This is a genomic window from Staphylococcus auricularis, from assembly GCF_051172115.1.
Taxonomy (GTDB): domain Bacteria; phylum Bacillota; class Bacilli; order Staphylococcales; family Staphylococcaceae; genus Staphylococcus; species Staphylococcus auricularis_A.
The window spans coordinates 335,493-359,793 of sequence record NZ_JBPIZN010000002.1 but is presented as its reverse complement, the minus strand read 5'-3'; the positions used below and the strand labels follow the sequence as shown (position 1 = coordinate 359,793).

The window sequence follows — 24,301 nt, the reverse complement described above, 5'->3', positions numbered from 1 at the left end:
GTTATTCACTCCCATCTAGTGTTGCAATCGTTACTTGTGATTGAACGTCTTGGATTCCTTCTGCAGTTGCTAAATCATCGTTATAAGCTGTAGCTGTACCTGCTGATACGGCTTGGCGGAATGCATCGTTAATAGATAATCCAGCATCAAGACCTGCGACCATACCTGCAACAGTACTATCTCCTGAACCCACTGTATTTACGACTTGACCTTTCGGAACCGTTGCTTTTAAGCTTTGATTTTGATCAAGATAAATTGCACCATCACCGCCTAAAGAGATGATGACTGCTTGTGCACCACGTTCGAGTATTTTTCTTCCATAATATAGAACATCTTTATCTGTTTGAATAGTCGTATCAAACATGTGCTCCAATTCATCTTTATTTGGTTTAATGAATATCGGCTGATAAGGTAACACTGTTTCTAGTAAATCTTTTTCAGCATCAACTACGAGTTGTGCACCCGTTTGTTGTGTGATTTTTGCAATTTGGCCATACACATCTGATGGGATACTTTTAGGAATACTACCTGCTACGATGACTGTATCTTGTTCGGTTGTTTGTTTGATTTGATCCATTAATGTTTCATATTGATCGGTTGTAATCGTTGGTCCAGGTGCATTAATTTCTGTTTCTTGGCCCGTTTTCAACTTCACATTCATACGTGTGTCATCATCAATTCGCACAAAAGCTTCATTAATATGTGCTTGTTTCAAAGTGTCAACGATAAATTCTCCCGTAAAGCCACCAATAAAGCCCAGTGCAGTTGAAGTTACGTCTAATGTGCGCAACACACGAGAAACATTAATACCTTTTCCTCCAGCAAATTTATGTGTTGTCGTTGCTCGATTTAATTCACTGATATTAAAGCCGTCTAAATGCATGATATAGTCAACAGACGGATTAAAGGTCACGGTGTAAATCATTTTGCTCCTCCTATAACTGAATATTGTTGCTGTAATTGTTCATAACAGTCGAGTTGTGCGACTTGTGTTGAAGCTATGATAGATAGTTGATCTGAAGTCGATACATGTGCAAAATATCGGCGATGATACTTCGTATGATCGGCTAAAACATAGCTTTGTTGACTGAGACGCATCGCATATTCTTTAACTAAAGCTTCCTGTTCATCCGGTGTGGTTAACCCATGATTCACATCAATCCCATTAATGCCCAAAAATGCTTTGTCAAAACGATAACGTCGTAACGTATCGAGTGCACTGCCTCCAATTGTCGCTAGGGTTGTCGATTTAACATGTCCCCCTACAATAAAAGTTTTAATCCCTTGTTTTAACAATTCTTCAACGTGTGTTAAACCATTAGTCACTACAGTCAGATCACGTGCTGTGATATAAGGAATCATTTCTAATGTGGTTGAACCCGCATCGATAAAGATACAATCATTGTCATGTATCAAATTCGCAGCAAGTTTGCCTATCGTTTGTTTTTCTCTTAAGTTCTGTGATCTTTTATCTGTAAGATTCGGTTCAAATTTAGAAGAGGTATCTAAAGTGGCACCCCCATGCACACGTGATAACTTACCCATTTGTTGTAATTTAGACAAATCTCTACGTACAGTTGAGGCACTGCATCCTGTGCGATCTATTAATTCTTGTAATGTTAAGAAATCTTTCTTTGCTAACTCTGTCAAAATCAACTCATGACGTTTTTCTGTTATCATCTTTGCACCTCTCTTGGTTTGTATTATAAAACGAAAGCGGATACATTTCAATCAATTTTAATCAAAAACATTCAAAAACAGTCATTGTTTTTGAACGTTTTATGAATAATAGATCATATATCGAATGGCTTTAATAAGTACTTTTTATGTCTGATACCATAATATAGCCACATCATTCTTATTAAACGATGTGGCACTGTGAAATATTGTATGTGTAGGCTCTTTTATAATTAACTCTCATGCTTTATTAACGACACTTGAACATACTTATTATTGTGTCACGTTTGAAAGTTGAGCATGCGTGAGATGCATCAAATCCTGTACTGCAATGTGAATTTGTGTCCCTCTTTCTCCACCACTAATATAAATGGAAGATTTTGGTTCTGCTGAGGTATCGATAACGGTAGGAAATGCTTTTTTCATACCAATTGGAGAACAACCTCCTCTGATATAACCTGTCACACGTTTAAGATCTTCAAGTGGCATTAAATTGAGCTTTTTCTCGTTCACTGCCTGAGCAGCCACTTTCATGTCTAAGGATTGATTCACTGGAATCACGAACACAAAGTGCTCATGGTTAGCGTTTTCTAAAACTAATGTTTTATAAACCTCTGATTCATCTACACCCACCTCGTGGGCCACTGTTACTCCATCTAAATGTGCTTCATCAACTTTATATTCATTGACATGATAATCAATTTTTTCTCGATCCAAGATACGCATTGCATTTGTTTTCTTACGTTTTGCCATCGTCATCTCTCCTTAAATATTTATGTAAGAGGTTTACTTTTTAGAGTCAACATTATTATAAACTTCTGAGATATTTATATCGATAGTAACGACATACTTTTCTATTTCCAACTTTAATACCTAAATATGTATAAACAAGAGTACTGAGTCAAATATTTTCAATTTCTTCATTATAATTAGTGCGTTTGTTTACTTTCATTATAAAACATAAAAAAGCCAGACCCGATTAAGGGTCTGGCTCATCATTTATTGATGATTATTTTTCTTCATTATTGTTTTTACGGCGTCTACCGAGTAAGAATAATGAACCTAATCCAGCGAACAAGCTACCAAGTAATGTAGCATTTTGTGCACTGTTGTTATTACCTGTATCAGGTAATGCTTCTTCATCTGAGTCAGCGTCAGCATCGGCGTCGGCATCGGCATCTGCGTCTGAATCAGAGTCAGCGTCTGCATCGGCATCTGCGTCAGCGTCCGCATCTGCATCTCCTTCTTCATCTTCTTCAACTGTTACTTTAACTGGTACTTCTTCAGTTGATCCATCTGGGTATGTCACTTTGACTGGAATTTCAGCTTCAGTACCTGGTTCAGCGTCCGCCGGTGGCGTTACTGTCGTTGTACCATCTTCTGGATTTACATTTACATCCCAACCTTCAGGAATGCCATCTTCAGGAACTTCAAATTCTGTACCGTCTGGTACATCTCCTGTTTGCGGTACATCTACTGGTTTGCCTGGTTTTGTAGATGCTCCGTCATAATTTGGTGTATGACTTTGAGCGTCATTTGGACTTACTGTCACTTTAACCGGTACATCTTCTGTTGTGCCATCTGGATAAGTGACTTTCACTGGTACTTCTATTTCTGTACCTGGATTCACATCCGCTGGTGGCGTTACTGTTGTTGTACCATTATCTGGATTTACATCTACATCCCAACCTTCTGGTACTTCACTTGGTCCATCAAAGTGTGTGCCATCTGGTAAGTCTGTATCTCCTGTTTGTGGTACATCTACCGGTTTACCTGGTTTTGTTGTTGCATCTTCATAACCTGGTTCATGCTCTCCAGCTTGATTTGAATCTACTGTCACTTTAACTGGAACATCTTCTGTTGTGCCATCTGGATAAGTGACTTTCACTGGTACTTCCACTTCTGTGCCTGGTTTTGCATCCGCCGGTGGCGTTACTGTTGTTGTACCATTATCTGGATTTACATCTACATCCCAACCTTCTGGTACTTCACTTGGTCCATCAAAGTGTGTGCCATCTGGTAAGTCTGTATCTCCTGTTTGTGGTACATCTACCGGTTTACCTGGTTTTGTTGTTGCATCTTCATAACCTGGTTCATGCTCTCCAGCTTGATTTGAATCTACTGTCACTTTAACTGGAACATCTTCTGTTGTGCCATCAGGATATGTGACTTTTACTGGAATGTCAGTTTCTGTTCCAGGTTCTGCGTCCGCCGGTGGCGTTACTGTTGCTGTACCGTCATCTGGATCTACATCTACGTCCCAGCCTTCTGGTACTTCACTTGGTCCATCGAAGTGTGTGCCGTCTGGTAAGTCTGTATCTCCTGTTTGTGGTACTTTTACTGGTTTACCTGGTTTAGTTGTTGTATCTTCATAACCTGGTTCGTGTTGATTAGCATCTGTATCTTCAACAGTGACTTTCGCTGGCGCATCGTCTGTTGATCCGTCTGGATATTTAACTTTGACTGGGATATCTTCTGTTGTACCTGGTTTGATGTTTTCTGATGGTGTTACGACAACTTTACCATCGTCTCCTACTGTTGCTTCCCAACCTTCTGGTGTGCTTCCTTCTGGTATTTCAAATTCTGTACCTTCCGGTAATTTATTATCTCCAGTTTGATCAATTTCTACTGGTTTACCAGGGGTTGTTGTTGATGGTTTATATCCTGGATTATGTTGATTTGCTTCTGGATCTTTTACAGTGACTTTCGCTGGTGCGTCTTCACTTGATCCATCTGGATATACAACTTTAACCGGAATATCTGCTTCGTCACCTGGTTGTGCATCTGCCGGTGGCGTTACTGTTGCTGTACCATCATTTGGATCTACATCTACGTCCCAACCTTCTGGTATATCACTTGGTTTTTCAAAGTGTGTACCATCTGGTAAGTCTGTATCTCCTGTTTGTGGTACTTTTACTGGTTTACCTGGATTTGTTGTTGTATCTTCGTAACCTGGTTCGTGTTGATTTGCCTCAGTATCTTTTACAGTGACTTTCGCTGGCGCATCATCTGTTGAACCATCTGGGTATTTAACTTTAACTGGAATATCTTCTGTTGTACCTGGTTTGATATTTTCTGATGGTGTTACGACAACTTTACCATCGTCTCCTACTGTTGCTTCCCAGCCTTCTGGAGTACTACCTTCCGGTATTTCAAATTCTGTACCGTCTGGTAATTTATTGTCACCAGTTTGATCAACTTCCACTGGTTTACCAAGGTTTGTTGTTGATAGGTTGTATCCTGGGTTATGTTGATTAGCCTCTGTATCTTTAACAGTGACTTTCGCTGGTGCATCATCTGTTGTACCATCTGGATATTTAACTTTGACTGGAATATCTTCTGTTGTACCTGGTTTGATATTTTCTGAAGGTGTTACGACAACTTTACCATCGTCTCCTACTGTTGCTTCCCAACCTTCTGGTGTGCTACCTTCTGGTATTTCAAATTCTGTACCGTCTGGTAAATTATTATCTCCGGTTTGATCAACTTCCACTGGTTTGCCAGGATTTGTTGTTGATGGTTTATATCCTGGATTATGATCGCCAGCTTGATCAGAGATAACATTAATTTGAGCATTTGTATTATCTACAGTGCCATCTGGATATGTGACTTTAACTGGAATATCTTGTTTTGTTCCTGGTTTTGTATTTTCTGGTGGTGTCACTGTGATTGTTCCGTTGTTTTGATCAATATTCGCATTCCAACCTTGTGGTGTTTGTGGAATTTCGAACTTACTTCCTTGAGGAATATTTGGATCTTTAGATTGGTCTACACTCACTTGTTTACCAGGTCTTGTTGTTGCAGCGTCATAGCCTGGATTGTGATCTGCTGCTTGATCAGATACAATTTCGATTTGTGCATTTGTATCATCAACAGTACCATCTGGATATGTGACTTTAACCGGAATATCTTGTTTTGTTCCTGGTTTTGCGTTTGATGGTGGTGTTACTGTGATTGTTCCATTGTTTTGATCAATGTTTGCATTCCAACCTTGTGGTGTTTGTGGAATTTCAAATTTACTTCCTTGCGGAATATTTTGATCTCCTGTTTGATCTACACTCACTTGTTTACCTGGTTTTGTTTTAGTTGGATTGTATCCAGGATTGTGCTCTTCAGCAGCATTAGAACTTGGAGTATATTCAAATGTAGAACCATTTAAATCTGTTCTCATCCAACCAATATCTCTAGTAGGTACTACAGGGTTGTTATAAGTTTGACTAGAAGTGATTAAGAAATTATATTCATCATCTTTATTTAATCCTAATTGTGATAATGTTGCTTTCCATTGTTTACCAGCGTATTCAGCTGTTAATGTTTCACTATCTGAATCATAACTTAAATGTAGATTACTTAATGTTTGACCGTGGAATTTTCCATCATTATTATTATCATTCGTATTATCTGCGTAATCGAATTTATTTTCTTTATTTTTCTTATTCGGAACATTAGTACCTACAGCTTGAGTTGTACCATTTGGTCCATTTTTAACAAATGTTCCATATCCTTGGAATTCTCCGCCTTTTTGTTGTTCGGCTTCTTGGTCCATAGGATCATCATAATGGTAAGCAGTATCTACTTTAAATCCAGCAGCATCTTTCATACCTTTATTCTTAAGATACCACCATTTTGCATATAATCTTCGCCGTCACCTTTAGTGAAGATTAAGCCCCATCCGTCACCACCACTGTATTTACCAGTGTGGTTGTTAGCAATTTTTATATTAAAATCAAAATCATTTTTAAATGAGATTTTATCTTCGAGTTGAAGAGCACCCATTTTTTTCTTAGGTCCTACATTGTAATTGAAATTGGCAACTTCTTCCGCTAATAAATCATTAGGTTTTTGGAATTCTACGTCACCATATTTTTCAAATTTTTCTTTACCTCTAACAGTAGCTGGTGGAACTACACCTGCTTCATTAATATCTCTTGATGAATTTAAAGGTGAACCTGAAGCTAATGTATTGATAGAGTTTGCTCTTAATGTTGAAACATTATTATTACGAACAGCATCATCAGTATATGTAGCTTCGTTTGCTTTCAATTCATTTTCTGGTATTTGATCTTCAGTAACTTCTTCTGAATCATGTTTATTTTCTTCTACTGATTCAGTTTCAGCTTCTTCAGATTGTTTTTCTGTTTGTTCGTTATCATCCGAATTTTCAGAGTTTTCATTCACGCCAAGATTTTCAGATTGTTCATCTTCCTGTTTTGACTCATCAGATTCTTCTTTAGCATCTGACTCTTTAGCTGACTCTTCGGATTTTTGGTCCTCAGATGATTCATTTTCGTCAGTCACTTCTGATTCTTCATTTTCTAACTCTTCGACTTCATCTTCACGTTGAGCATCTTCATCTTCTGATTCTTCTTCATTTGATGATGTTTCAGATGATTTGTCGTTAGAATCTGTGTCTTCGTCTTCAGAAGTTTCTTCGACATCCTCTGATACGCTATCAGCTGATGATTCTGAATCTTCGTCTTCTGATTCTTCAGTTGATTCTTCGTCCTCTGCTGATTCATCTTCGGTTTGTTCAGATTCTTCATCTTCTGACGCTTCTTCAGCTGTTTCTTCATCTTCTGATTCTTCTTGTTCATGAGTTGCTTCTACATTTTGGTCATCAGATGATGTATCTTCAGCACTTTCAGTATCTTCGGAAGATTGATTAGCTTCTCCTTCTTCTGAATCTTCAGTGTTTTGAGAGCTTGAAACATTATCTTCTGATTCTGTTTCTTCAGTTTCAACATCTGCTGATTCATTTTCAGTGCTTTCTTCTTGAGTTACTTCTGGTGATTGCTGTTCCGTAGTTGCGTCAGAGTGCGTTGTGCCTTGAGTTGTTGTTTCTTTATTCTCGTTGTCTACTTCGCTTGCTTGTGCATCATTGTTTACACCAAAGAACAATGTTGCACCAATTAAAATTGATGCCTGCCTACAGTAAACTTACGAATAGAATACTTGTTCATACGGTTAGGCAGAAATTCTAATCTTCTGCTACCTGAACGTTTCTTCCGTTTTTTCATGTGCATACCTCCAGATTTTGATTTTGGTACGGATAATTGAAATAAACAAATATTCCCTTTTCCATACAAAATTCATTATAATCAAAAACTAGATATAACACAACTTAATTTTTAACTTTTTATTAATTGTAACAATTTCTTAATCTTTTTCATCTGCCGTTCCAAATAATTAAGTAAATTTAGCTTATCGTTATGTATAATATTGCATTAAATACTTTTTATTATAGTTATTTTTTATATACTTTAGTTAATTAGAATTAAATATTTATTACAGATAGGAATTATTCTAGTAGGCTTAATCCTCCGGTCTAAGCGGTGTATTCTGGATCCGAAAAGAGTTAAATTACGGTTTTGCTTACATTTTCACATAAAAACATGTGCACAACTATCAGATGCCACAACTATGTGACTGGACAACAAAGTTTTATGTAACCTATTTACCCTATCATCACAACTTAAAACTTAATCATTCTGATTTACTTAAAATTTATATTGCCAAAATATCTTTTTTTGCAATTTTTGGCTTTAATTTTTGAATAACTTGTCTTCTTAAAACTGCAAACTCATGTTTTCTATCAGACCTTTTTATCAATAAGTTTTAAGTAAAGTTGGGTAAAATTATTTGGAGTTTCTCAATAATTTCTTTACTCTTATATAAAATATCCTAAACAACGTAAAAAAAGAGACTCATTTCTTCATATTGTGATAGAAATAAGTCTCCTCTAATTAGACACATATTTAATTTTTTGTAACAAATCGATTACGCTTGGCTCTTCAAAAATCGTGTCCTTCTATTATATAAAGTTTGCCATTCTGATCATAATAGCAGAATTACTCATCTAATTGGTTTTTCTTTCTAAGATTTCGACGGACTGCTTTTTCAATGTAAATGACTATAATACCTCCGACCATTATCAGCATGGACATGAAAAGTGGCAATTCATAATAGATATCATAAACTGCACCTGCGATCAGTGGACCAACAAAGTTACCCATACTTGTAAATGTAGAGTTGAGTCCGCCTGCAAAACCTTGTCTATTTCCTGCAATATTTGAATAATAATTAGTCAGTGCTGGTCGAATTAAGTCAAAACCAATAAATACGATAAAACTAATCAACATGATTGGCCAATAACTATGTGATAATGTCAAACTGAATAATACAATGATGGAATAAAGCAAGGCACAAATAATAAAGTTTAATTCAGACATAAATTTCATTAATTTATCGAATAAGAAGACTTGAATCAATGCACCTAGCACACCCCCAGCCATGATGGCTACAGAGATATCGATAGGAGAATAGTCTGCTTTATCTGCTGCATATAATGGGAATAATGTTTCAAATGCAGACAATCCAAACGCTAGGACAAACGTTAGAATGACTGGCGTAATGAACACCTTAAGATTAATTTTTGAAATGGTTTCTGTAGAAATGGTTGCAAATCCAGCTTGCGTTTCATGTTTAGGATTTTTCAATAAGATTACTGACAGTATGAGTGCAATAACCCCACTTGTACCTGCGACAAAGAATGGAAGGCGGTGTGAGAATTCAGCGAGGAATCCCCCTAGCCCTGGACCAAGAATATAACCAGTGTTGATAATACCTGACATATATCCAAAGTTTTTCGCTTTATCTGCACCTGGTGAGATATCCGCAATCATACCTGTAACACCTGGCATAACCATACCGGCACTAAAGCCGCCTAAAATTCTGGATATAATCAACAGTGCAAATGTATTACTTATTGCGAACAGATATTCTGAAACTGCATAGAGTACTAATCCGATGACAATGATTAATTTTTTACCTAATTTATCTGCTAAATTACCACCAAAGGGAGAAATAATCATTTGAGCAAAGGCGAATACAGCGACGAGGATACCCAAGTCGCCCCCTTTGAGTCCGAGATCCTTCAAATATACCGGAAGCACTGGAACAACCAAACCGATCCCCAAAAATACTAAAAATATATTAAAATACAAAATTGCTAATTGTTTTTTCATACTTCCGCCCCCAGACTTATTTTAATTCATTTATATTGATAATTATCAATATATTGTTACCTAGTTGTTAAAAATTTACCGAACCTGTATTTTATACCATAATATTGTACAAATGCAATAAATTTTTCTTATATAACAAGAAATAATCAACCTGTCTCACATTTTCATCCTGAAAATAACTATTTCAACTCTCGGATACTAAAATAATTCATATATGCACTTAAGAAACAGAATCACACATTTTTGCATATGTATAATTATTCAATATCTTGTTTGAACTTTTCGCATTTACATCAAAGAAAAATTGCTTTATCTTATTAATTGCTAAGTATTACTTATCAGCGTAGTATTAAAAGCTGATTTAATGAATCATTTATCAACTAATAGTGGTGTGGTGTATCCCTATAAACCTAATAAATACACAACATTTCGCTATCATTTAAAACTTGATTACTCTCTTGAATATAAAACTTTCGACTTTAGACATCTGTTTTTCAGTAACCCTAATGATTATTATTTAATTATCGTTGCTACATACGCATCTTAAATCCATTGTATACTTTAGTTGTAACAAGTGCGTGTAGCTCAAGCAACTTATATTTTTATCCCTTTAGGAAAGTAGGTTTAGTCATGTTAGCGCGTTATATTGCTCGTATCGTTTTCATTATTTTGATTACGCTATCGTTAACCTATTTCAGTCATATATTACCATTTATGACTTTAAACTTAATACTGGCATATATTCCATTTGAATTGTGCTTTCTACTCAAATTATTTAAACCGCACAAAGCATATGAATGGCCTTTATTTATTTTAATTGGCTTGATATTTGTATTCATGGTGCCGAACACCTTTTATATGGTGACGGATATGATCCATTTAAATCAATTTAGTTTTGATTTTCGTTCAGCTCTTGTATTGATGGAATGGGCACATTTCAGCTTTCTCGTTGCAGGCGTATGTTTGGCACTTTACTGTTTATGCCTTATGTTCTTGGAATTGGATCATTTTACGACGCATGTTTGGCTTAATCATGTTTTAGTAGTTGCATTGATGTTTTTAGATGGTTTAGGCATTTACATTGGTCGTTTCTTAAGATTCCATTCTGTTTATCTCATCAATGAACCATCACGTATATTCACGCTCGTATGGCAACAGTTTGATTTAAATGCATTTATTTTCATTCTGTTTATGGTGTTGTTACAAGGCCTATTATACTTATTTATGAAAGGAGTTCGTATTGCGAAATGACCACACAAATTTGGATATTCATCGGTATTATCGTCATTTTACAACTCCTCATAGGCCATTTACTCCATGATATTGGATTTAGCTTGTGGCTCAGTATTTTACTTATGTTACTGCCATTTGGTATCGGCATATTTATACTCCAATTAACTTACTATGAACGCTATTTCCCTGAGTGGAATGTACCCGCGAGAGAAAAGATACGCCTTGAAATCATTTACCTCGCAACATTTCTCGAATTTGTTGCACTGTATCTATTTCTATTTATATTTTAAAAACGAATATCCCTAGATAATAATAAACACACTCAAGTCTCACGTCGTAACAAGTCATTTTCACAATACTGGTATTGTCCACAGGGGTTATGACGCCTTATAAAAAATAAAACGCGCGCCCTCCTTGTTACATCCGTACTTGAGTGTGTTTATTATTGTTTATATGAGATTGTTTGCTTTTGCATATAGGAACATGGAAGCCACAAATAAACCTAACGATAGGATTGTGAGTAAAAATGTTAACAGCATCGTACGTTTGAAGTGCTTGATGAAAGCCACAAAGAAGATGCCGCCATTATAGAGAAAGAACAATCCAAATAAAACCATCATTAAGTTAATATCAGGATAAATGATATTGGCTAATAATACGATAATCGCAAATCCTAGATAAGGCAAATGAATGGTGTTTCGTTCGAATTTACGTTGATTCTCGAGATATTGTTCACTGTTTTCAGCCATTAACCTTCCCTCTTTCTTTCATATTCTCCCATTATAATCTCACAGCATGAAACGTTCAATCCTTGTTGAAAACAATTAAGTGAATTGTAACATGTCTAATTGATTTCTTAAGCGATCTTCATCCAATTGTTCGCCAATCAATACAACTGTGAGTGGCACTTCTGCGTCGATCACCTCATATTCTGGGAACAATCCAGAAAATTGAAACGTATAAACAAGATCTGGTTGATCTTTAAATGAAACAAATCCTTTTAACCGAAGTACATTTTCCGGTAAGCGTAAAATAAATTGATTGAATAGCTGGCGTTGAATCGGCCCTGTAAATGTATACTTCATCGAATTGATACCATGATGTGAATGATGATGCGCATGAGCTAACTGACCATGATCCTTAGTTTGACTCCAATCTGTATCTGGAATTTGACCATACATCGTTTCAATATAGTGCGCAGTTGGATTTAATTGCTTGATATGTTGAAGTGCTTCTTGATCTTGCTCAGTAATTAAATCCATCTTATTCACGAGCAACAAATCTCCATATTTTATTTGTCGTTCCATTAATCCGTTTACGTTTGATGTATATTGGTTCCGCTTCACATAACGTAATGCATCGATCAACGTGATTACAAACGGCTGCTCAACATCTTGTACGATGCTTGGATCTTGGCACGCAGCGATAATTTCTAATGGTTCTGCGATACCTGTTGCTTCTATTATAATGTGATCGATATCCCCCTGTTTATTAAAAATGTTAAGCTGTTGTACTAAATCTTGATTTAATTCACAGCAAACACATCCGTTTAATATGGTTGCGGTTTCAATGTCGCCATTGACAAGGTGTCCATCGACATTAAAATCTCCAAATTCATTTACAATTATTGCAGGTTTCTCATTATTTTTTAATAATTCCTTAATATAATGGTTGAGGAATGATGTTTTTCCACTTCCCAGGAATCCGGTAATGATTGAGATTGATAATGACTTGTCTATTGTCTTTTTCATTATAGTAACCGTCCTCTTATTTGCATAATAGATAATTTTTTAATATAATTAATATGTTAGTAGATAATTTTTGTTATAGCATGTTGCTTTATGAATTTCGAAATATCTACAACAACTTATACATACTTTTAAATTCATATATCATCTATGATAACGTATGTAGTTCGTCATGCGATAACAAGACGAATTCGGATCCAATTTAGAGAGAAACAATATGGATAGAATGTCTGGAGGAGAACTTTATGTCAGAATCACTAAACTTGAAGGAACAGTTTTGTTTTAGTTTATACAATGCGCAAAGACAAGTAAATCGCTATTACTCAAATCATGTCTTCAAAAAATATAAACTAACATACCCTCAGTTCTTGGTATTAACCATTCTGTGGGCAGAATCACCAGTAAACGTAAAAAAAGTTGTTACTGAATTAGCTTTAGACACAGGCACCGTCTCACCGCTCCTAAAACGTATGGAACAGATGGACCTCATTCATCGTGAACGTTCAGAAATCGATCAGCGTGAAGTATACATTCACCTTACACCTAAGAGTGAACAAATTCGCCCTGAACTCGATACTGCATGTAACGATGTTGCTGCGGCTTCTTCATTAACTCAAGAAGAATTTAAAGAGCTGAATCGTTTACTTGATAAAGTGATTACAGCTTTTAACGAATATAAGAAAAACTAAATCACATTGGGGATGGTCAACGAGCTGTCTGACAATAAAGTTCATCGAGGCACAAATCACTGTGCGAAGACATTTAATCTATCAAAGATGAACAATGATAAGGGCGTGACATGAATCAGGATGTATGAATCAATGTTATCTCTCATCCCCGATGATGACTTACAATGTTTGAACACCATCATTAAAATAAGTAATGATGACATGTGGGTGGGACAAGGAACTCTACGTCAATATAGATTCCAGTACCGCCCCTTTTTGTGTAATGATTCTTTCATCTCACTATTGCCTAACACTACTAACTCATGCGTCACGTGTATCACTTCTAACTCAAAGTTTCTATATTTTAACATATTTTGCTACAGCGCGCTGCTTGGTTTGATTGGAAAATCTCAGACGTATATATGGGGAGAAATACGCTTAGTACTTTAGTTGGGGAGCGTTTATCTTCTTCTAAAACTTTAGTCTCATTTATTCTATATATGTAGTCACGGTTCATTTTAGTGTGCTATTATATAGACTTGATGAAAGATGTACTCGAAAATTTAAGATGAAGAAAGTAGGTTCTGTATGATTATCATTGAATTGTTTAAAGCTATCATTCTTGGTATCGTCGAAGGTTTAACAGAATTCGCGCCAGTCTCATCTACAGGACACATGATTCTCGTTGATGATATGTGGCTTAAATCTAAAGAATTCTTAGGCTCTGAAGCTGCATTTACATTTAAAGTCGTCATACAGCTAGGATCTTGTTTTGCTGCAGCATGGGTCTTTCGTGAACGCTATTACGAAATGTTACATATCGGTAAATACAAACAAGAGGAAGCAACGACCCCTGATGGTAAGCCTCCAAAACGTTTGAATTTACTTCACATCATCGTTGGGATGATTCCAGCTGGTATTCTCGGTTTATTATTTGATGATTTAATCGAAGAATACTTATTCAGTGTTCCAACTGTCATGATCGGTTTATTCATCGGCGCTGTTTACATGATAGCTGCTGATCTGTTTAGTAGAAAAGTGAAAAATCCGCAACACGTCGACCAAATTAATTTCTTCCAAGCTTTTGTCATTGGTTTATCTCAAGCCATCGCAATGTGGCCTGGATTCAGTCGCTCCGGCTCTACTATTTCAACCGGTGTCTTCATGAAATTAACACACAAATCTGCGTCTGACTTCACATTCATCATGTCTGTACCCATCATGGTCACAGCAAGTGGTTTGTCATTAGTGAAAAACTTTGAGTACATACACCTCAGTGACATTGGCTTCTACATTGTCGGATTTATCGTCGCATTTATTGTTGGACTCATTGCGATCAAAACTTTCTTACACTTGATTAACAAAGTTAAATTGATACCATTTGCGATTTATCGTATCGTGCTCGTCATCTTTATCGCGATCTTATATTTCGGTTTCGGTATCGGTAAAAATATCACAGGTTGATCTTATTTTAACCTCTAAAGCATGTATGTTATACAATCGCTTTGGAGTTTTTTTTAGTATATGATAGGGTAATAATAACAATAGTAAATGGATATGGAGGCAGCGCTATATGGATAAAAAACAAGTAATTAAAACGATTATTACCGTTGCGCCAGTATTTTTAGTGCCACTCATTACTGGACGTAAACGTTTTAAAAATCATCCTGATGTACAAAAGGTGACGCGTGCAACAACACAAACATCTAAAACCGTCGCCCATAAAACAGTAGATGCTAAAAACTATGTCGTTGATAAAAAACATCAACACGATCAAAAACGTGAACTTAAACGTATCGCTAAAGAACATGACCCAGCATACATTAAGAAAAAAGGTAAAAAACTCGCTAAACAAAATCTAAAAGAAGCGAATAAACTCGATAAAAGATTACAAAAATCAATCGACCAACGACATAAAGCAGAAGAAAAAGCACAACAAAAAAATAAAAAACAGCGCCTCTCAGAACTCAAAAAATATGAGAAACATCATGCGAAAAGCGAAAAAGAACAACAAGAAGATTAATTAACTCATGACACGCGTAATTATTGACGGAGATGCTTGTCCGGTAACTCAATCTGTGATTGAATTAACCAAAGGGACAGGCATTTTTACTGTGATTGTCCGGAGTTATAGTCACTATTCTTCTGCTGAACAACCTGAACATGTAACCACGATCTATGTCGATCAAGGCCCAGATGCTGTCGATTATAAGATTGTTCAACTCTGTCAGTCTTCTGATATAGTGATCACCCAAGACTATGGTCTTGCAAGCCTATTAATCAATCGAGCAACGGCTGTGTTACACCATTCAGGTAAAATATATAACACATCAAATATCGATGAACTGTTAAACCAACGTTATCTAGGGGCTAAACATCGACGTAGCGGTGGTCGTACGAAAGGGCCACGCCCCTTCACAGAACAAGATCGAAAGCTTTTTGAAGAAAGATTTTCTGAAATCATTAAACCATATCGCACAATGTAGGAGGAAATAAAGAGATGAAACGAATTGCAGTATATTGCGGTGCAAGTAAAGGGAAAGATCCAGTTTATATGGAAACAGCTTATCAATTAGGTAAATATATGGCTGAACACGGTTATGAACTCGTCTTTGGCGCAGGTTCCGTTGGTATTATGGGATCCATCCAAGATGGTGTGCTAGATGCAGGTGGCCATACGATTGGCGTCATGCCGAAAATGTTAGATGAACGTGAAATCACAAGTGAAAAAGTGAGTGAACTCATTCTTGTTGATTCTATGCATGAACGTAAAAATAAAATGGCAGAACTTGCTGATGCGTTTATTATGGCGCCAGGCGGTGCAGGTTCACTTGAAGAATTTTTCGAAATGTATAGTTGGTCACAAATTGGTATCCATCAAAAACCGATGGCTGTTTACAATATCAACGGTTTTTATGAACCAATGCAAAAAATGCTCGACTATATGATTGAAGAAGGCTTCATCGATGAAAAATATCAACATCTCGCACCACTATGTGATACTAAAGAAGAGATCATTGAAGCGATAGAACATTATAAACCAGCTGGCATCCGAACTTACGACTGATTTCCTACATCAAAGTTAAAATTAAAGCGGGTTTACTCACTTATTGTGAATAAATCCGCTTTTTTGTGTCTTTATTGTGCGCTAATCCTGACGCAGCCTCTCAACTCATTTTATATCGCTTTGTAATATCTGACTTGTCGTTTTAATGGATGATATTTGCTCAATTCAGGTAGCTCAAATTGTTCATCTAACGTCATACCAATATTTGTCATGACCTTTCTAGAAGGTAAGTTTTTCTCAGCTGTCATCGCATAAACTTCCTGAATTCCGTGACGGGCTGCATAATCTAAAACAGCCGTCGCGCCTTCAGTAGCAAGGCCTTGATTCCACACATGTGGCATGAGACGCCATCCAATTTCATAAAATGGTAAGTCATCAAATGGATAGTTGCTTTCAACTGGAGTGTAATTTAAACCGATAAACCCAATCCATTCTTCACTGTCCTTTAACATGGTCGCAAACAAGCCGATGCCTTCGCGTTCAATATTTTGTTGCATGTGCTGCATATCTAATTCGCTCTTGCGATAACTGAGTAATGAGGGAAAATAACGGCGCACTTCTCGATTGGCATTCATCTGCTGAAACGGCAGTAAATCTGTCCCCTGCCAATCTCTCAAAATCAAACGAGACGTTTCAATGTAATTTGTCATATATCCTCCATATGTCACTATCTCATGAGTTCCATCCTTATAGACACGTCATCCACTCGCTATGATGGATGCGCACTAAGCTTTAGAAATATAACTCATCAATTCAATATGTACAGGCACTTGTTTAAGTTGTTCGCGCTCCGTTTTAAGCGCTGTGAATGTCGCATCGATGTAATCTTGTTGATGATCTAAGCGATATGTCACTACAAATGTGTCTGTATCAGATTCAAAATTAGGTAAGTGTGCAATGACACGTTTAATTTCACCTGTCGTATCTGCTACACGTCGACCTGTAATATTTTCGATTTCTTTACCTAACTCTGGTAAAGTCATATCGCGTCCCTCTAATAATCTAAACGCTTGTTCATGCATCTATATCACCTCAGTATAAGTTACTTATTTCATACATTATACATTGTATTTTAAAATTGGCCATCTATAAGCCCCTATTAAATCGCGTATGTGGTTCCATACCCATATCTATTTCAGTTAAAACGAAGACGTTTAATCCGTAGATTCATTTTCAGATACTTCACCTTCGCTATCTTCTTCTGGGGCATCCGTATCTTTATTTTCATCATCTTCGTCATCTTTTACAGAGCCATTATTGATGTCTGATTCTAAATCTTCAGCTTCTTTTTTGAGTTTTTCTTCTTTTTTCTCAAGTTCTTTTTTCTCTTCTTTAAGTTGTTTATTTTGTTCTTCGAGCTGTTTAACATCCTTTTCGAGCGATGCTTTTTCATCACTTTTACCACAAGCAGTGAGTACTAACGTGGAAGCTAATAAAAGTGTCATCCATTTTTTCATAGTGTGCTCCTTTGTCACTGAATCTTTATAGGCCTTATTTTATCATTCTTTATCGTTCGGTTCACTCCCTGAGGTTAAAGATTTTCGCATCACGTACTGATCAATATCATAACCCAAATGCTGATTAAGTCGCACCATCTCTATGTTATGCGCTTTTACAGTACTCGTTATTTCTATGGCGCCTTGTTTCTTAGCCCATTGCTCTAATTGTTGCTTTAACTGCGTCCCGATATGTTGATGCCTATACTCTGGTTCGACGTAGAGGAATTCAATGCATACGGTTTGGTTTTGATCATCATAATGGCCCCATATGACACCTCTCAATTGATCATGAACAATGTCCGCTTCAATATAATCATTTTCATAAAATAATCTCCTATAAATCATTTCCACACGTAATCCAATTGAAAATGACGTCACTTCAGGGACGAACCCTTGTTCATAGTGCTGCGTTTCATGTAACTGCGCGAGGGTCATGATCCATTCATTGTCTTCCGCTTTGATACGTGTCATTTCGATTCCTCCCCTAACGTTGATTTATCAATCATTCTTCGTCATAATGACACTACACGATATCTTATAAAAGGGCTGAATGACTCAATGAAATCTACACAAAAACTCACACGTGAAAATAATGTTAAAGCACTGAGGCTGAACAACACAGATAGAGAGATATTTGAAAACTACATGAACTATGTCCGTGCAGACGTACGGGTTAACCCGCATGATTCTGAAAAAATGTTAAACCGTGTACTCAAACAATTATTATCAGCTGAGGATGAAGGTTTAATGGCACTAGATTTCTTTGATCACGATCCTAAAGCCCATGCCATAAAGGAATTAAAGGCGTTACCAAATGAAACGATACGCAATATTTTTAAATATATCATGAATCATATTTTATTAATACTTGGAATCTTTGCCTTTTTAAAAGGATTTATCGGATTCTTTGTCGGTTTTAACCGTATCTATTTATATACGTTCCCGATCTCACTCATCCTAGGCATTATACTGATTTTCTTATTTATTTGGCTTATTTTTAAAACAATACAGCTCCAATGCTTTAGTCGACCGAGATGGGTGTGGCTATTTACTTACGCTTCAGTCATCATCTTGCTCATCTTATTTTTCTATACATTGTTTATTCCACAGTCCTTTTTAGCTGTGGGTCCAGCCATTTATATAGATAATTGGGTATTCATCATTCTATCGTTTATACTCATTCCTGTCGCATTAATTCTCGATCATTACAATAATAATAAAGAAAATTCAACTTCGCTATTATAGTGCAAGCACAAAAATAGGTGGAGGTTCTTAGGATAAGGACCTCCACCTTTTTAATTGGATAAAAGTGATTATTGTACAACGTGATCATGTTTTTCGACACGCATCGTAATGAGTAAGAAAATCAATCCGATAAATGTTAATACGGGTGCAACGAGACTGAGTGAGCTAACTGGAAGTAAATCGATAACTACACCGCCTACGTAAGCACCTAAAGCATTACCTAAGTTAAAGGCAGATTGATTCAAGGTACTCGCTAACGTAGGTGCATCTTGTGAGACCAAGGTACTTTTGAATTGAAGTGATGGACTCATACTGAATCCGATGAGACCAAATAAGAATACACCTGCGACCATAACTACGCTATTCATTTGGATAAAGTATAGTGCGACGAAGTATAGAATAAATAACACAAAGATAATACGTAAAGCTCTGTTAACGTCCCAGTCTGCGAGTTTACCACCGACCACATTACCTAAAGTGACCCCTATACCAAAGATGATGAGTATATAGGAAATGAGATTTTCAGGTACACCAGAGACATCTGTTAATACTTCAGAAATATAAGAGAAGTAAGCAAACACACTACTGAATCCGAAAAGCGTAATCGCTAACGTAAGCCATAATCGTTTGTCTTTTAATACTTTTAATTCGTTAATGACTGAACTTTGGACTTGTTCTTTTTGTGAAGGTACCAATATGATAATACCAATCAAAGCGATAGTACCAATCACCGCAATCACTGCGAACGTCATTTTCCAACCTAAACCTTGGCCGATTAATGTACCAAAAGGAACGCCTAAGATATTACTCATGCTTAACCCCATGAACATTAATGCCATCGCACTCGCACGTTTCGATGGACTGACCATGCTCGCGGCTAAGATGGAACCTATGCCGAAGAATGAACCATGTGCTAATGAAGTGATAATACGACTTGTCATTAAATAACCATAACTTGGACTAAATGTAGCTGCCAAGTTACCCACAATAAATATCGCCATAAGCAGAATTAACAAGTGTTTACGATTCCATTTAATCGTTAACATGACCAAAATGGGTCCACCAATTGCTACACCAAGTGCATAACCGGTAATTAATTGCCCTGCCTGACTAACCGTTACATCTAAATCTCGCGCTACGTTAGGTAATAATCCCATAATTACAAACTCTGTCATACCAATTGCGAATGCACCAATGGCAAGCATCCAAATTGCTACTGGATATTTCATCTTAAGCCCTCCTTACGTTTTAAAAAATAACACGAGGGAGATTATACAAAATTATTCCCCAGATAAACAACATCTTGCTTATAATTTTTTATATTAAATTTTTGTTTCGTTCAATATTAATTATTGTAAATTTTGTAAAACTTCTTTGTAGTTGCTCAGCATTTGGATTTTTCTACATAAAAAATGTGTCTGTATTACCGCTTAAGCAATACAAACACATATGGGTCTAGTTCACTAGTAAAGCATCTACGAAGAACCATACTATCATCACGATGAGGAGCACCGCTTTTGCGATAGAACTGGTTAGAAAAGCAACAACTGAACCAAAACTTGCTTTTAATGCCTTAGTGATATCTGGTTCATTAATGAGTTCTACGACAAACACCAAGATAAAGGGCACGATGATAATGCCGAATGGTGGGAAGACAAAACAACCGATAATGACACCGATCAATGCCGCATACTCACTTAATTTTGATCCGCCGAATTTGCTGACAAAGTACTTGTTCGTCACAAAATCTGCGACAAACATAAGCACTGTCAAAATGGCCATTGATACGTAGAAGATCCACGATAGATGGCCATTATGAAAGCCGAATTGATAGATTAAAAAACCAATCCAAATCATGAGAACAGATGGAATCACTGGTTTAATCAACCCGACAAATGCGAGGACAAACGCCACGATAATAAGTAACCATAATAGTACTGACATATTTAAAACCTACTCCGTATCTTGTTTCGTGAATTTTTGAGATTTGGTGATGTATATGATTCCTATTCCGATAAAGAGTGATAAAGCAGAAATAAAGAATACATTGCCTAATCCCACCATATCACTCATGTAACCTCCGAGTAAATTACCACCGAGTTGTCCTAACACCATGGCATTCGCAAATAATGTTGAGGCATAACCTGGGAAATCTGGTAAAATATCTTGGAAGTAACTAATACCTAAACCAAGTAATATAGCTAGGAAAAATGCGAGAAAGACTTGGCCGACTAACATCATTGCGACGCTGTTAAAGACGCCGATACTAAAGTAAAATAAACCGCCTGAAATGCCACCTAAGATCAGCAAGTAGCGAGTGCCAATCCGCACTGATAATGCACCAAGCAGAACCATGAAAGGCACCTCTAACCCGGCGCATAAACTCGCTAAATAACCGACATATTTTTCATCTTCTCCTAAATGATTTGTTACGAATAACGGCATATTTAACGTGTACATCCATTGTCCAATATGTAATAAAATAAATGCGATAAACGGTAACAGTAATGTTTTATCCTTCAACATATTCGGTGCTTTCGCTTCGACCTGTACTTGATCTGAAGTAACTTCTCCAGGAGATGTTTTCGGTTCTTTGAAAAAGATGACTTGCATGATTAACGTGATTAAAATAATCGTTACCGTACCACCGAACAGTCCTGCATATCCTTGCCACTCTCTCAGTAAATTACCGATTAATGGACCGAATAAAAAACCAAATGAGAACATAGATCGCAGTACAGCATTTGCAAATTGTGCGCGATCACTCGAAGCAGATTGATTAATTGATTCTCTTGCAGAAGCATACATCTGAGGCATTGCAGGTGCAAACAAACCTTGGAATAATGCATACATGATAATAAACAGCCAGACGTTATGTACATAAAAATAAATAGAAAAACTCACTGCTCCCATGAAAAGTGCTGTCCCAATGAGTAATTTTCTATTGATCCGCTTCGTATCTGAAAAACGAGCAATAATCGAATTGACTGTGAATTGACTGATCGCAGCAAGTGCAAGCAACCATCCAAATTGTGCCGTCGTCATTCCTAGGTCGTTCGTAGCAAAAAGGACTAAGAACGGGACAGTAGTTGCAACCCCTATTCCCAAGAACATCATGTTGAGGAGGAATAGCTTATAGTTTTTAATCTTGAACAATGAGGTAATCATAACGGTGTTCCCTTCTTCTATAGAATGTGCAAGTGATTATTCTGCGTCATTTTGATGCACAAAGTCCATCAATAGTTTGATGAATGAATCGACTTGAGGCAATTGTTGCATGCTTGCGTCATAACTTAAATACGTTGAACGAATAAGCGGCTCCTCATTGATATTCACCCGTTGAAACGCAAAACGGTCACGATCGATATGTTTCATCATGATTTCAGGTAACACAGTCACACCGACCCCATTTAATAACATTTCTTTACACGTTGCCACTTGATCGACTGTAATCATCGCATAGTATTCTTGGTTTAACTGTTGATTGTACCAATTTTTAATTTGATTGATGTATATCGGATCCGCTTGAAACTCGATAAAGGGCTGTTTCGTTATCGCTTCACTTCGATCATTTGGATAAATAAAATAATGTTCATCATTAAATAAATGCGTATTCGTCAAATTCATCATTTTATTGCCTCGAATGATCATCAGGTGATAATCTTGATGGTTCGCTTTGATTTGTTCACTCGAACCCACTTGTACTTGAACTTCTACATTTGGAAATTGTTGCGTGTATAAGTGAAGCACTTCAGGTAGTAGCGTTTGACCGATGAGCGATGAACAACCAATCGAAATTGTACCGTTGACTTCCCCCATATGTGCTTGCATCTTATCCCTAAAAACACGTTCACGATTCAACATATCTTTGGCATGTTCGATAATCATACTACCTTCTGTTGTCGTAATTAATTGCTTTTTCGTACGAATGAAAATATCGACACCAAATGCACTTTCAATCGCTTTTAGACGTTGGGTCACTGCAGGTTGAGAAATATATAGGATTTCTGCCGCCTTTCTTAATGTCTTTGTTTCATCTAACGTTGTTAATAAGCGATAATCTTCAATTTTCATAATGTTCCCCCTGTGCATGTTATGAACTAATTGGAAGCCAAACCTAAAATACCATACTGCCTCGTGATGATATTATTTGATGCCTAAGAGACATCCGTATTAACGGTGATTCATTTGTTTAAAATCTTTGAATGTTTTATTTTGGGTAGCGCGTGTTTTCGTCGTCGTTGCTTGCGCTTTACCGTTTTGTGATTTGACCTTTTCAGCGAAAGGTTTATGGTTCCCTTTAGTTGGTTTCGGATTTTTTCGATGTGGTTGCATTTTCGTACGTTTTTGGTGCTTTGCTTTGATCTTGTGATAGCAGTACATGATTTTATCTTGCATTTGTTTAAAATCTTCATCGATCCGTATCATTAATTGGTGTGCGATGACATAAGCCTCGTGATATTGTTTACGTGTAATCTGCCCTTCTTCTAACACGTGTAATAAATCATCTTCATCGACCAATTCATATTCCCCTGTGGGTAAAACTAAGACATCTAAGCATAAATCAAGCGTGCGTGCGTTCCCTTTTTGCGTGATATTCTTGATATTAATATCAAAATAATATTCCAATGGATTCCCCTGATCGTCCAACATCACGGTGATACTGTACCGTTTATTTTCAGGTAGGATTTGTAGCCATTGGTAGTGGTCATCTGCCACGACAATCTTTTGTCCTACGACTGTTACTTCTAAAGGCTCTTTGACTTTATTCATAGTTACTAGACCTATGATGCCTTTAAATTTATTATTGTTCACTTTCACTTCTGTATATTCTCTATCATTGATACGACGCCAGTGACGTTTATCAATATATTTTACTTTCACTGCCATCAACTCCTTGTTATTAATTATATAGAACTGCTATCTTAATGTCATCTAATCTTTAATAACTCGTTTTTTATATTTAATCATAACCATATTTTACGATTTAGCTTCAAATATATTTATTTGTGGCATCGCATTGATTTTACAGAAGCTAGAAAATGAACTTCATCTTATTTAAAATAGATATTCAAATGTCTGTATCCCTTTCAGCATTCATTATTTCCCACAAACGATACCCTAAAAAACAAAAACAGCG

The 24,301-nt window shown here is 36.6% G+C and carries 26 protein-coding genes; 8 read left to right on the top strand and 18 right to left on the bottom strand.

The genetic code is table 11. The features are described from left to right. Position 1: 1 nt before the first annotated feature. The 7 genes from pfkB to norA all read right to left on the bottom strand — a co-directional run bounded on the left by pfkB (position 2) and on the right by norA (position 9,701). Entirely contained in the window at positions 2-925 is a 924-nt protein-coding gene (gene pfkB, locus ACSBRB_RS05885; protein WP_435032008.1) for a 1-phosphofructokinase, read from the bottom strand. After that, positions 922-1,680 (bottom strand): DeoR/GlpR family DNA-binding transcription regulator, encoded by a 759-nt coding sequence (locus ACSBRB_RS05880; RefSeq protein WP_435032006.1) that lies wholly within the window; start codon positions 1,678-1,680, stop codon positions 922-924. The genes pfkB and ACSBRB_RS05880 overlap by 4 nt, the downstream gene beginning before the upstream one ends. A gap of 270 nt (positions 1,681-1,950) precedes the next feature. Continuing rightward, entirely contained in the window at positions 1,951-2,430 is a 480-nt protein-coding gene (gene ybaK / locus ACSBRB_RS05875) for a Cys-tRNA(Pro) deacylase (RefSeq protein WP_435032005.1), read from the bottom strand. A gap of 256 nt (positions 2,431-2,686) precedes the next feature. Next, the gene (locus ACSBRB_RS05870; protein WP_435032004.1) at positions 2,687-6,277 is read right to left on the bottom strand and encodes a YPDG domain-containing protein; all 3,591 of its coding nucleotides are present in this window, start codon (positions 6,275-6,277) and stop codon (positions 2,687-2,689) included. After that, positions 6,274-7,575 carry a hypothetical protein gene (locus tag ACSBRB_RS05865; RefSeq protein WP_435032003.1) on the bottom strand — a complete coding sequence of 434 codons (1,302 nt, stop codon included), beginning with the start codon at positions 7,573-7,575 and terminating at the stop codon, positions 6,274-6,276. The genes ACSBRB_RS05870 and ACSBRB_RS05865 overlap by 4 nt, the downstream gene beginning before the upstream one ends. 11 nt (positions 7,576-7,586) lie before the next feature. Continuing rightward, positions 7,587-7,637 carry a YSIRK-type signal peptide-containing protein gene (locus ACSBRB_RS05860; protein WP_435032101.1) on the bottom strand — a complete coding sequence of 17 codons (51 nt, stop codon included), beginning with the start codon at positions 7,635-7,637 and terminating at the stop codon, positions 7,587-7,589. Between the two features lie 888 nt (positions 7,638-8,525). Then, positions 8,526-9,701, bottom strand: coding sequence for a multidrug efflux MFS transporter NorA (gene norA / locus ACSBRB_RS05855; protein WP_435032002.1), 1,176 nt, complete (start codon positions 9,699-9,701; stop codon positions 8,526-8,528). A 630-nt stretch (positions 9,702-10,331) separates the two neighbouring features. Between norA and ACSBRB_RS05850 the strand changes: the two genes are divergently transcribed. Both ACSBRB_RS05850 and ACSBRB_RS05845 read left to right on the top strand, forming a co-directional pair. Beyond that, positions 10,332-10,952 (top strand): DUF1361 domain-containing protein, encoded by a 621-nt coding sequence (locus tag ACSBRB_RS05850; RefSeq protein WP_435032001.1) that lies wholly within the window; start codon positions 10,332-10,334, stop codon positions 10,950-10,952. After that, entirely contained in the window at positions 10,949-11,224 is a 276-nt protein-coding gene (locus tag ACSBRB_RS05845; protein WP_435032000.1) for a hypothetical protein, read from the top strand. The genes ACSBRB_RS05850 and ACSBRB_RS05845 overlap by 4 nt, the downstream gene beginning before the upstream one ends. Positions 11,225-11,383: 159 nt before the next feature. Here ACSBRB_RS05845 and ACSBRB_RS05840 read toward each other — a convergent pair whose 3' ends face one another. Then, positions 11,384-11,683: a hypothetical protein gene (locus ACSBRB_RS05840; protein ID WP_435031999.1), complete on the bottom strand. Its 300-nt coding sequence runs from the start codon at positions 11,681-11,683 to the stop codon at positions 11,384-11,386. A gap of 75 nt (positions 11,684-11,758) precedes the next feature. Further along, a complete protein-coding gene (locus ACSBRB_RS05835; RefSeq protein ID WP_435031998.1) occupies positions 11,759-12,685 on the bottom strand; it encodes a CobW family GTP-binding protein in 927 nt (308 codons plus the stop codon). Positions 12,686-12,927: 242 nt separating this feature from the next. On the opposite strand from ACSBRB_RS05835, the gene mgrA reads away from it, so the two are divergent. The 5 genes from mgrA (at position 12,928) to ACSBRB_RS05810 (ending at position 16,417) form a co-directional block, all read left to right on the top strand. Further along, complete coding sequence (mgrA, locus tag ACSBRB_RS05830; protein WP_059108098.1) at positions 12,928-13,371, top strand: global transcriptional regulator MgrA; 444 nt, start codon at positions 12,928-12,930, stop codon at positions 13,369-13,371. Between the two features lie 567 nt (positions 13,372-13,938). Beyond that, complete coding sequence (locus ACSBRB_RS05825; RefSeq protein ID WP_435031996.1) at positions 13,939-14,814, top strand: undecaprenyl-diphosphate phosphatase; 876 nt, start codon at positions 13,939-13,941, stop codon at positions 14,812-14,814. A 109-nt stretch (positions 14,815-14,923) separates the two neighbouring features. Then, complete coding sequence (locus tag ACSBRB_RS05820) at positions 14,924-15,373, top strand: hypothetical protein (RefSeq protein WP_435031995.1); 450 nt, start codon at positions 14,924-14,926, stop codon at positions 15,371-15,373. 7 nt (positions 15,374-15,380) lie between these two features. Next, positions 15,381-15,836 (top strand): YaiI/YqxD family protein, encoded by a 456-nt coding sequence (locus ACSBRB_RS05815; RefSeq protein WP_435031994.1) that lies wholly within the window; start codon positions 15,381-15,383, stop codon positions 15,834-15,836. Positions 15,837-15,850: 14 nt separating this feature from the next. Further along, positions 15,851-16,417 (top strand): LOG family protein, encoded by a 567-nt coding sequence (locus tag ACSBRB_RS05810; protein WP_059108094.1) that lies wholly within the window; start codon positions 15,851-15,853, stop codon positions 16,415-16,417. 110 nt (positions 16,418-16,527) lie between these two features. Here the strand turns inward: ACSBRB_RS05810 and ACSBRB_RS05805 are convergent, their stop codons facing one another. The 4 genes from ACSBRB_RS05805 to ACSBRB_RS05790 all read right to left on the bottom strand — a co-directional run bounded on the left by ACSBRB_RS05805 (position 16,528) and on the right by ACSBRB_RS05790 (position 18,387). Beyond that, positions 16,528-17,067, bottom strand: a complete 540-nt coding sequence (locus ACSBRB_RS05805; protein WP_435031993.1) for a GNAT family N-acetyltransferase — start codon at positions 17,065-17,067, stop codon at positions 16,528-16,530. Between the two features lie 75 nt (positions 17,068-17,142). After that, a complete protein-coding gene (locus ACSBRB_RS05800; RefSeq protein WP_435031992.1) occupies positions 17,143-17,439 on the bottom strand; it encodes a hypothetical protein in 297 nt (98 codons plus the stop codon). 132 nt (positions 17,440-17,571) lie between these two features. Further along, on the bottom strand, positions 17,572-17,874 hold the full coding sequence (locus ACSBRB_RS05795; protein ID WP_435031991.1) for an SA0632 family lipoprotein: 303 nt from the start codon (positions 17,872-17,874) through the stop codon (positions 17,572-17,574). Positions 17,875-17,916: 42 nt separating this feature from the next. After that, on the bottom strand, positions 17,917-18,387 hold the full coding sequence (locus ACSBRB_RS05790) for a GNAT family N-acetyltransferase (protein ID WP_435031989.1): 471 nt from the start codon (positions 18,385-18,387) through the stop codon (positions 17,917-17,919). 87 nt (positions 18,388-18,474) lie between these two features. On the opposite strand from ACSBRB_RS05790, the gene ACSBRB_RS05785 reads away from it, so the two are divergent. Then, a complete protein-coding gene (locus ACSBRB_RS05785; protein WP_435031988.1) occupies positions 18,475-19,161 on the top strand; it encodes a DUF1129 family protein in 687 nt (228 codons plus the stop codon). A gap of 68 nt (positions 19,162-19,229) precedes the next feature. Here ACSBRB_RS05785 and ACSBRB_RS05780 read toward each other — a convergent pair whose 3' ends face one another. The 5 genes from ACSBRB_RS05780 to ACSBRB_RS05760 form a co-directional block, all read right to left on the bottom strand. Beyond that, positions 19,230-20,390 (bottom strand): MFS transporter, encoded by a 1,161-nt coding sequence (locus ACSBRB_RS05780; protein ID WP_435031987.1) that lies wholly within the window; start codon positions 20,388-20,390, stop codon positions 19,230-19,232. Between the two features lie 226 nt (positions 20,391-20,616). Then, entirely contained in the window at positions 20,617-21,105 is a 489-nt protein-coding gene (locus tag ACSBRB_RS05775; protein ID WP_435031986.1) for a DUF456 domain-containing protein, read from the bottom strand. A gap of 9 nt (positions 21,106-21,114) precedes the next feature. After that, positions 21,115-22,329, bottom strand: a complete 1,215-nt coding sequence (locus tag ACSBRB_RS05770; protein ID WP_435031985.1) for a sugar efflux transporter — start codon at positions 22,327-22,329, stop codon at positions 21,115-21,117. 36 nt (positions 22,330-22,365) lie between these two features. Further along, entirely contained in the window at positions 22,366-23,235 is an 870-nt protein-coding gene (locus tag ACSBRB_RS05765) for a LysR family transcriptional regulator (protein WP_435031984.1), read from the bottom strand. A gap of 99 nt (positions 23,236-23,334) precedes the next feature. Continuing rightward, positions 23,335-24,045: a ribonuclease FAU-1 family protein gene (locus ACSBRB_RS05760; protein WP_435031983.1), complete on the bottom strand. Its 711-nt coding sequence runs from the start codon at positions 24,043-24,045 to the stop codon at positions 23,335-23,337. Positions 24,046-24,301: the final 256 nt, after the last annotated feature.

Coding starts and splice junctions, on each gene's coding strand:
- pfkB (WP_435032008.1), bottom strand. CDS start 925: ATGATTTACACCGTGACCTTTAATCCGTCTGTTGACTATATCATGCAT.
- ACSBRB_RS05880 (WP_435032006.1), bottom strand. CDS start 1,680: ATGATAACAGAAAAACGTCATGAGTTGATTTTGACAGAGTTAGCAAAG.
- ybaK (WP_435032005.1), bottom strand. CDS start 2,430: ATGGCAAAACGTAAGAAAACAAATGCAATGCGTATCTTGGATCGAGAA.
- ACSBRB_RS05870 (WP_435032004.1), bottom strand. CDS start 6,277: ATGAAAGATGCTGCTGGATTTAAAGTAGATACTGCTTACCATTATGAT.
- norA (WP_435032002.1), bottom strand. CDS start 9,701: ATGAAAAAACAATTAGCAATTTTGTATTTTAATATATTTTTAGTATTT.
- ACSBRB_RS05850 (WP_435032001.1), top strand. CDS start 10,332: ATGTTAGCGCGTTATATTGCTCGTATCGTTTTCATTATTTTGATTACG.
- ACSBRB_RS05845 (WP_435032000.1), top strand. CDS start 10,949: ATGACCACACAAATTTGGATATTCATCGGTATTATCGTCATTTTACAA.
- ACSBRB_RS05840 (WP_435031999.1), bottom strand. CDS start 11,683: ATGGCTGAAAACAGTGAACAATATCTCGAGAATCAACGTAAATTCGAA.
- ACSBRB_RS05835 (WP_435031998.1), bottom strand. CDS start 12,685: ATGAAAAAGACAATAGACAAGTCATTATCAATCTCAATCATTACCGGA.
- mgrA (WP_059108098.1), top strand. CDS start 12,928: ATGTCAGAATCACTAAACTTGAAGGAACAGTTTTGTTTTAGTTTATAC.
- ACSBRB_RS05825 (WP_435031996.1), top strand. CDS start 13,939: ATGATTATCATTGAATTGTTTAAAGCTATCATTCTTGGTATCGTCGAA.
- ACSBRB_RS05820 (WP_435031995.1), top strand. CDS start 14,924: ATGGATAAAAAACAAGTAATTAAAACGATTATTACCGTTGCGCCAGTA.
- ACSBRB_RS05815 (WP_435031994.1), top strand. CDS start 15,381: ATGACACGCGTAATTATTGACGGAGATGCTTGTCCGGTAACTCAATCT.
- ACSBRB_RS05810 (WP_059108094.1), top strand. CDS start 15,851: ATGAAACGAATTGCAGTATATTGCGGTGCAAGTAAAGGGAAAGATCCA.
- ACSBRB_RS05805 (WP_435031993.1), bottom strand. CDS start 17,067: ATGACAAATTACATTGAAACGTCTCGTTTGATTTTGAGAGATTGGCAG.
- ACSBRB_RS05800 (WP_435031992.1), bottom strand. CDS start 17,439: ATGCATGAACAAGCGTTTAGATTATTAGAGGGACGCGATATGACTTTA.
- ACSBRB_RS05795 (WP_435031991.1), bottom strand. CDS start 17,874: ATGAAAAAATGGATGACACTTTTATTAGCTTCCACGTTAGTACTCACT.
- ACSBRB_RS05790 (WP_435031989.1), bottom strand. CDS start 18,387: ATGACACGTATCAAAGCGGAAGACAATGAATGGATCATGACCCTCGCG.
- ACSBRB_RS05785 (WP_435031988.1), top strand. CDS start 18,475: ATGAAATCTACACAAAAACTCACACGTGAAAATAATGTTAAAGCACTG.
- ACSBRB_RS05780 (WP_435031987.1), bottom strand. CDS start 20,390: ATGAAATATCCAGTAGCAATTTGGATGCTTGCCATTGGTGCATTCGCA.
- ACSBRB_RS05775 (WP_435031986.1), bottom strand. CDS start 21,105: ATGTCAGTACTATTATGGTTACTTATTATCGTGGCGTTTGTCCTCGCA.
- ACSBRB_RS05770 (WP_435031985.1), bottom strand. CDS start 22,329: ATGATTACCTCATTGTTCAAGATTAAAAACTATAAGCTATTCCTCCTC.
- ACSBRB_RS05765 (WP_435031984.1), bottom strand. CDS start 23,235: ATGAAAATTGAAGATTATCGCTTATTAACAACGTTAGATGAAACAAAG.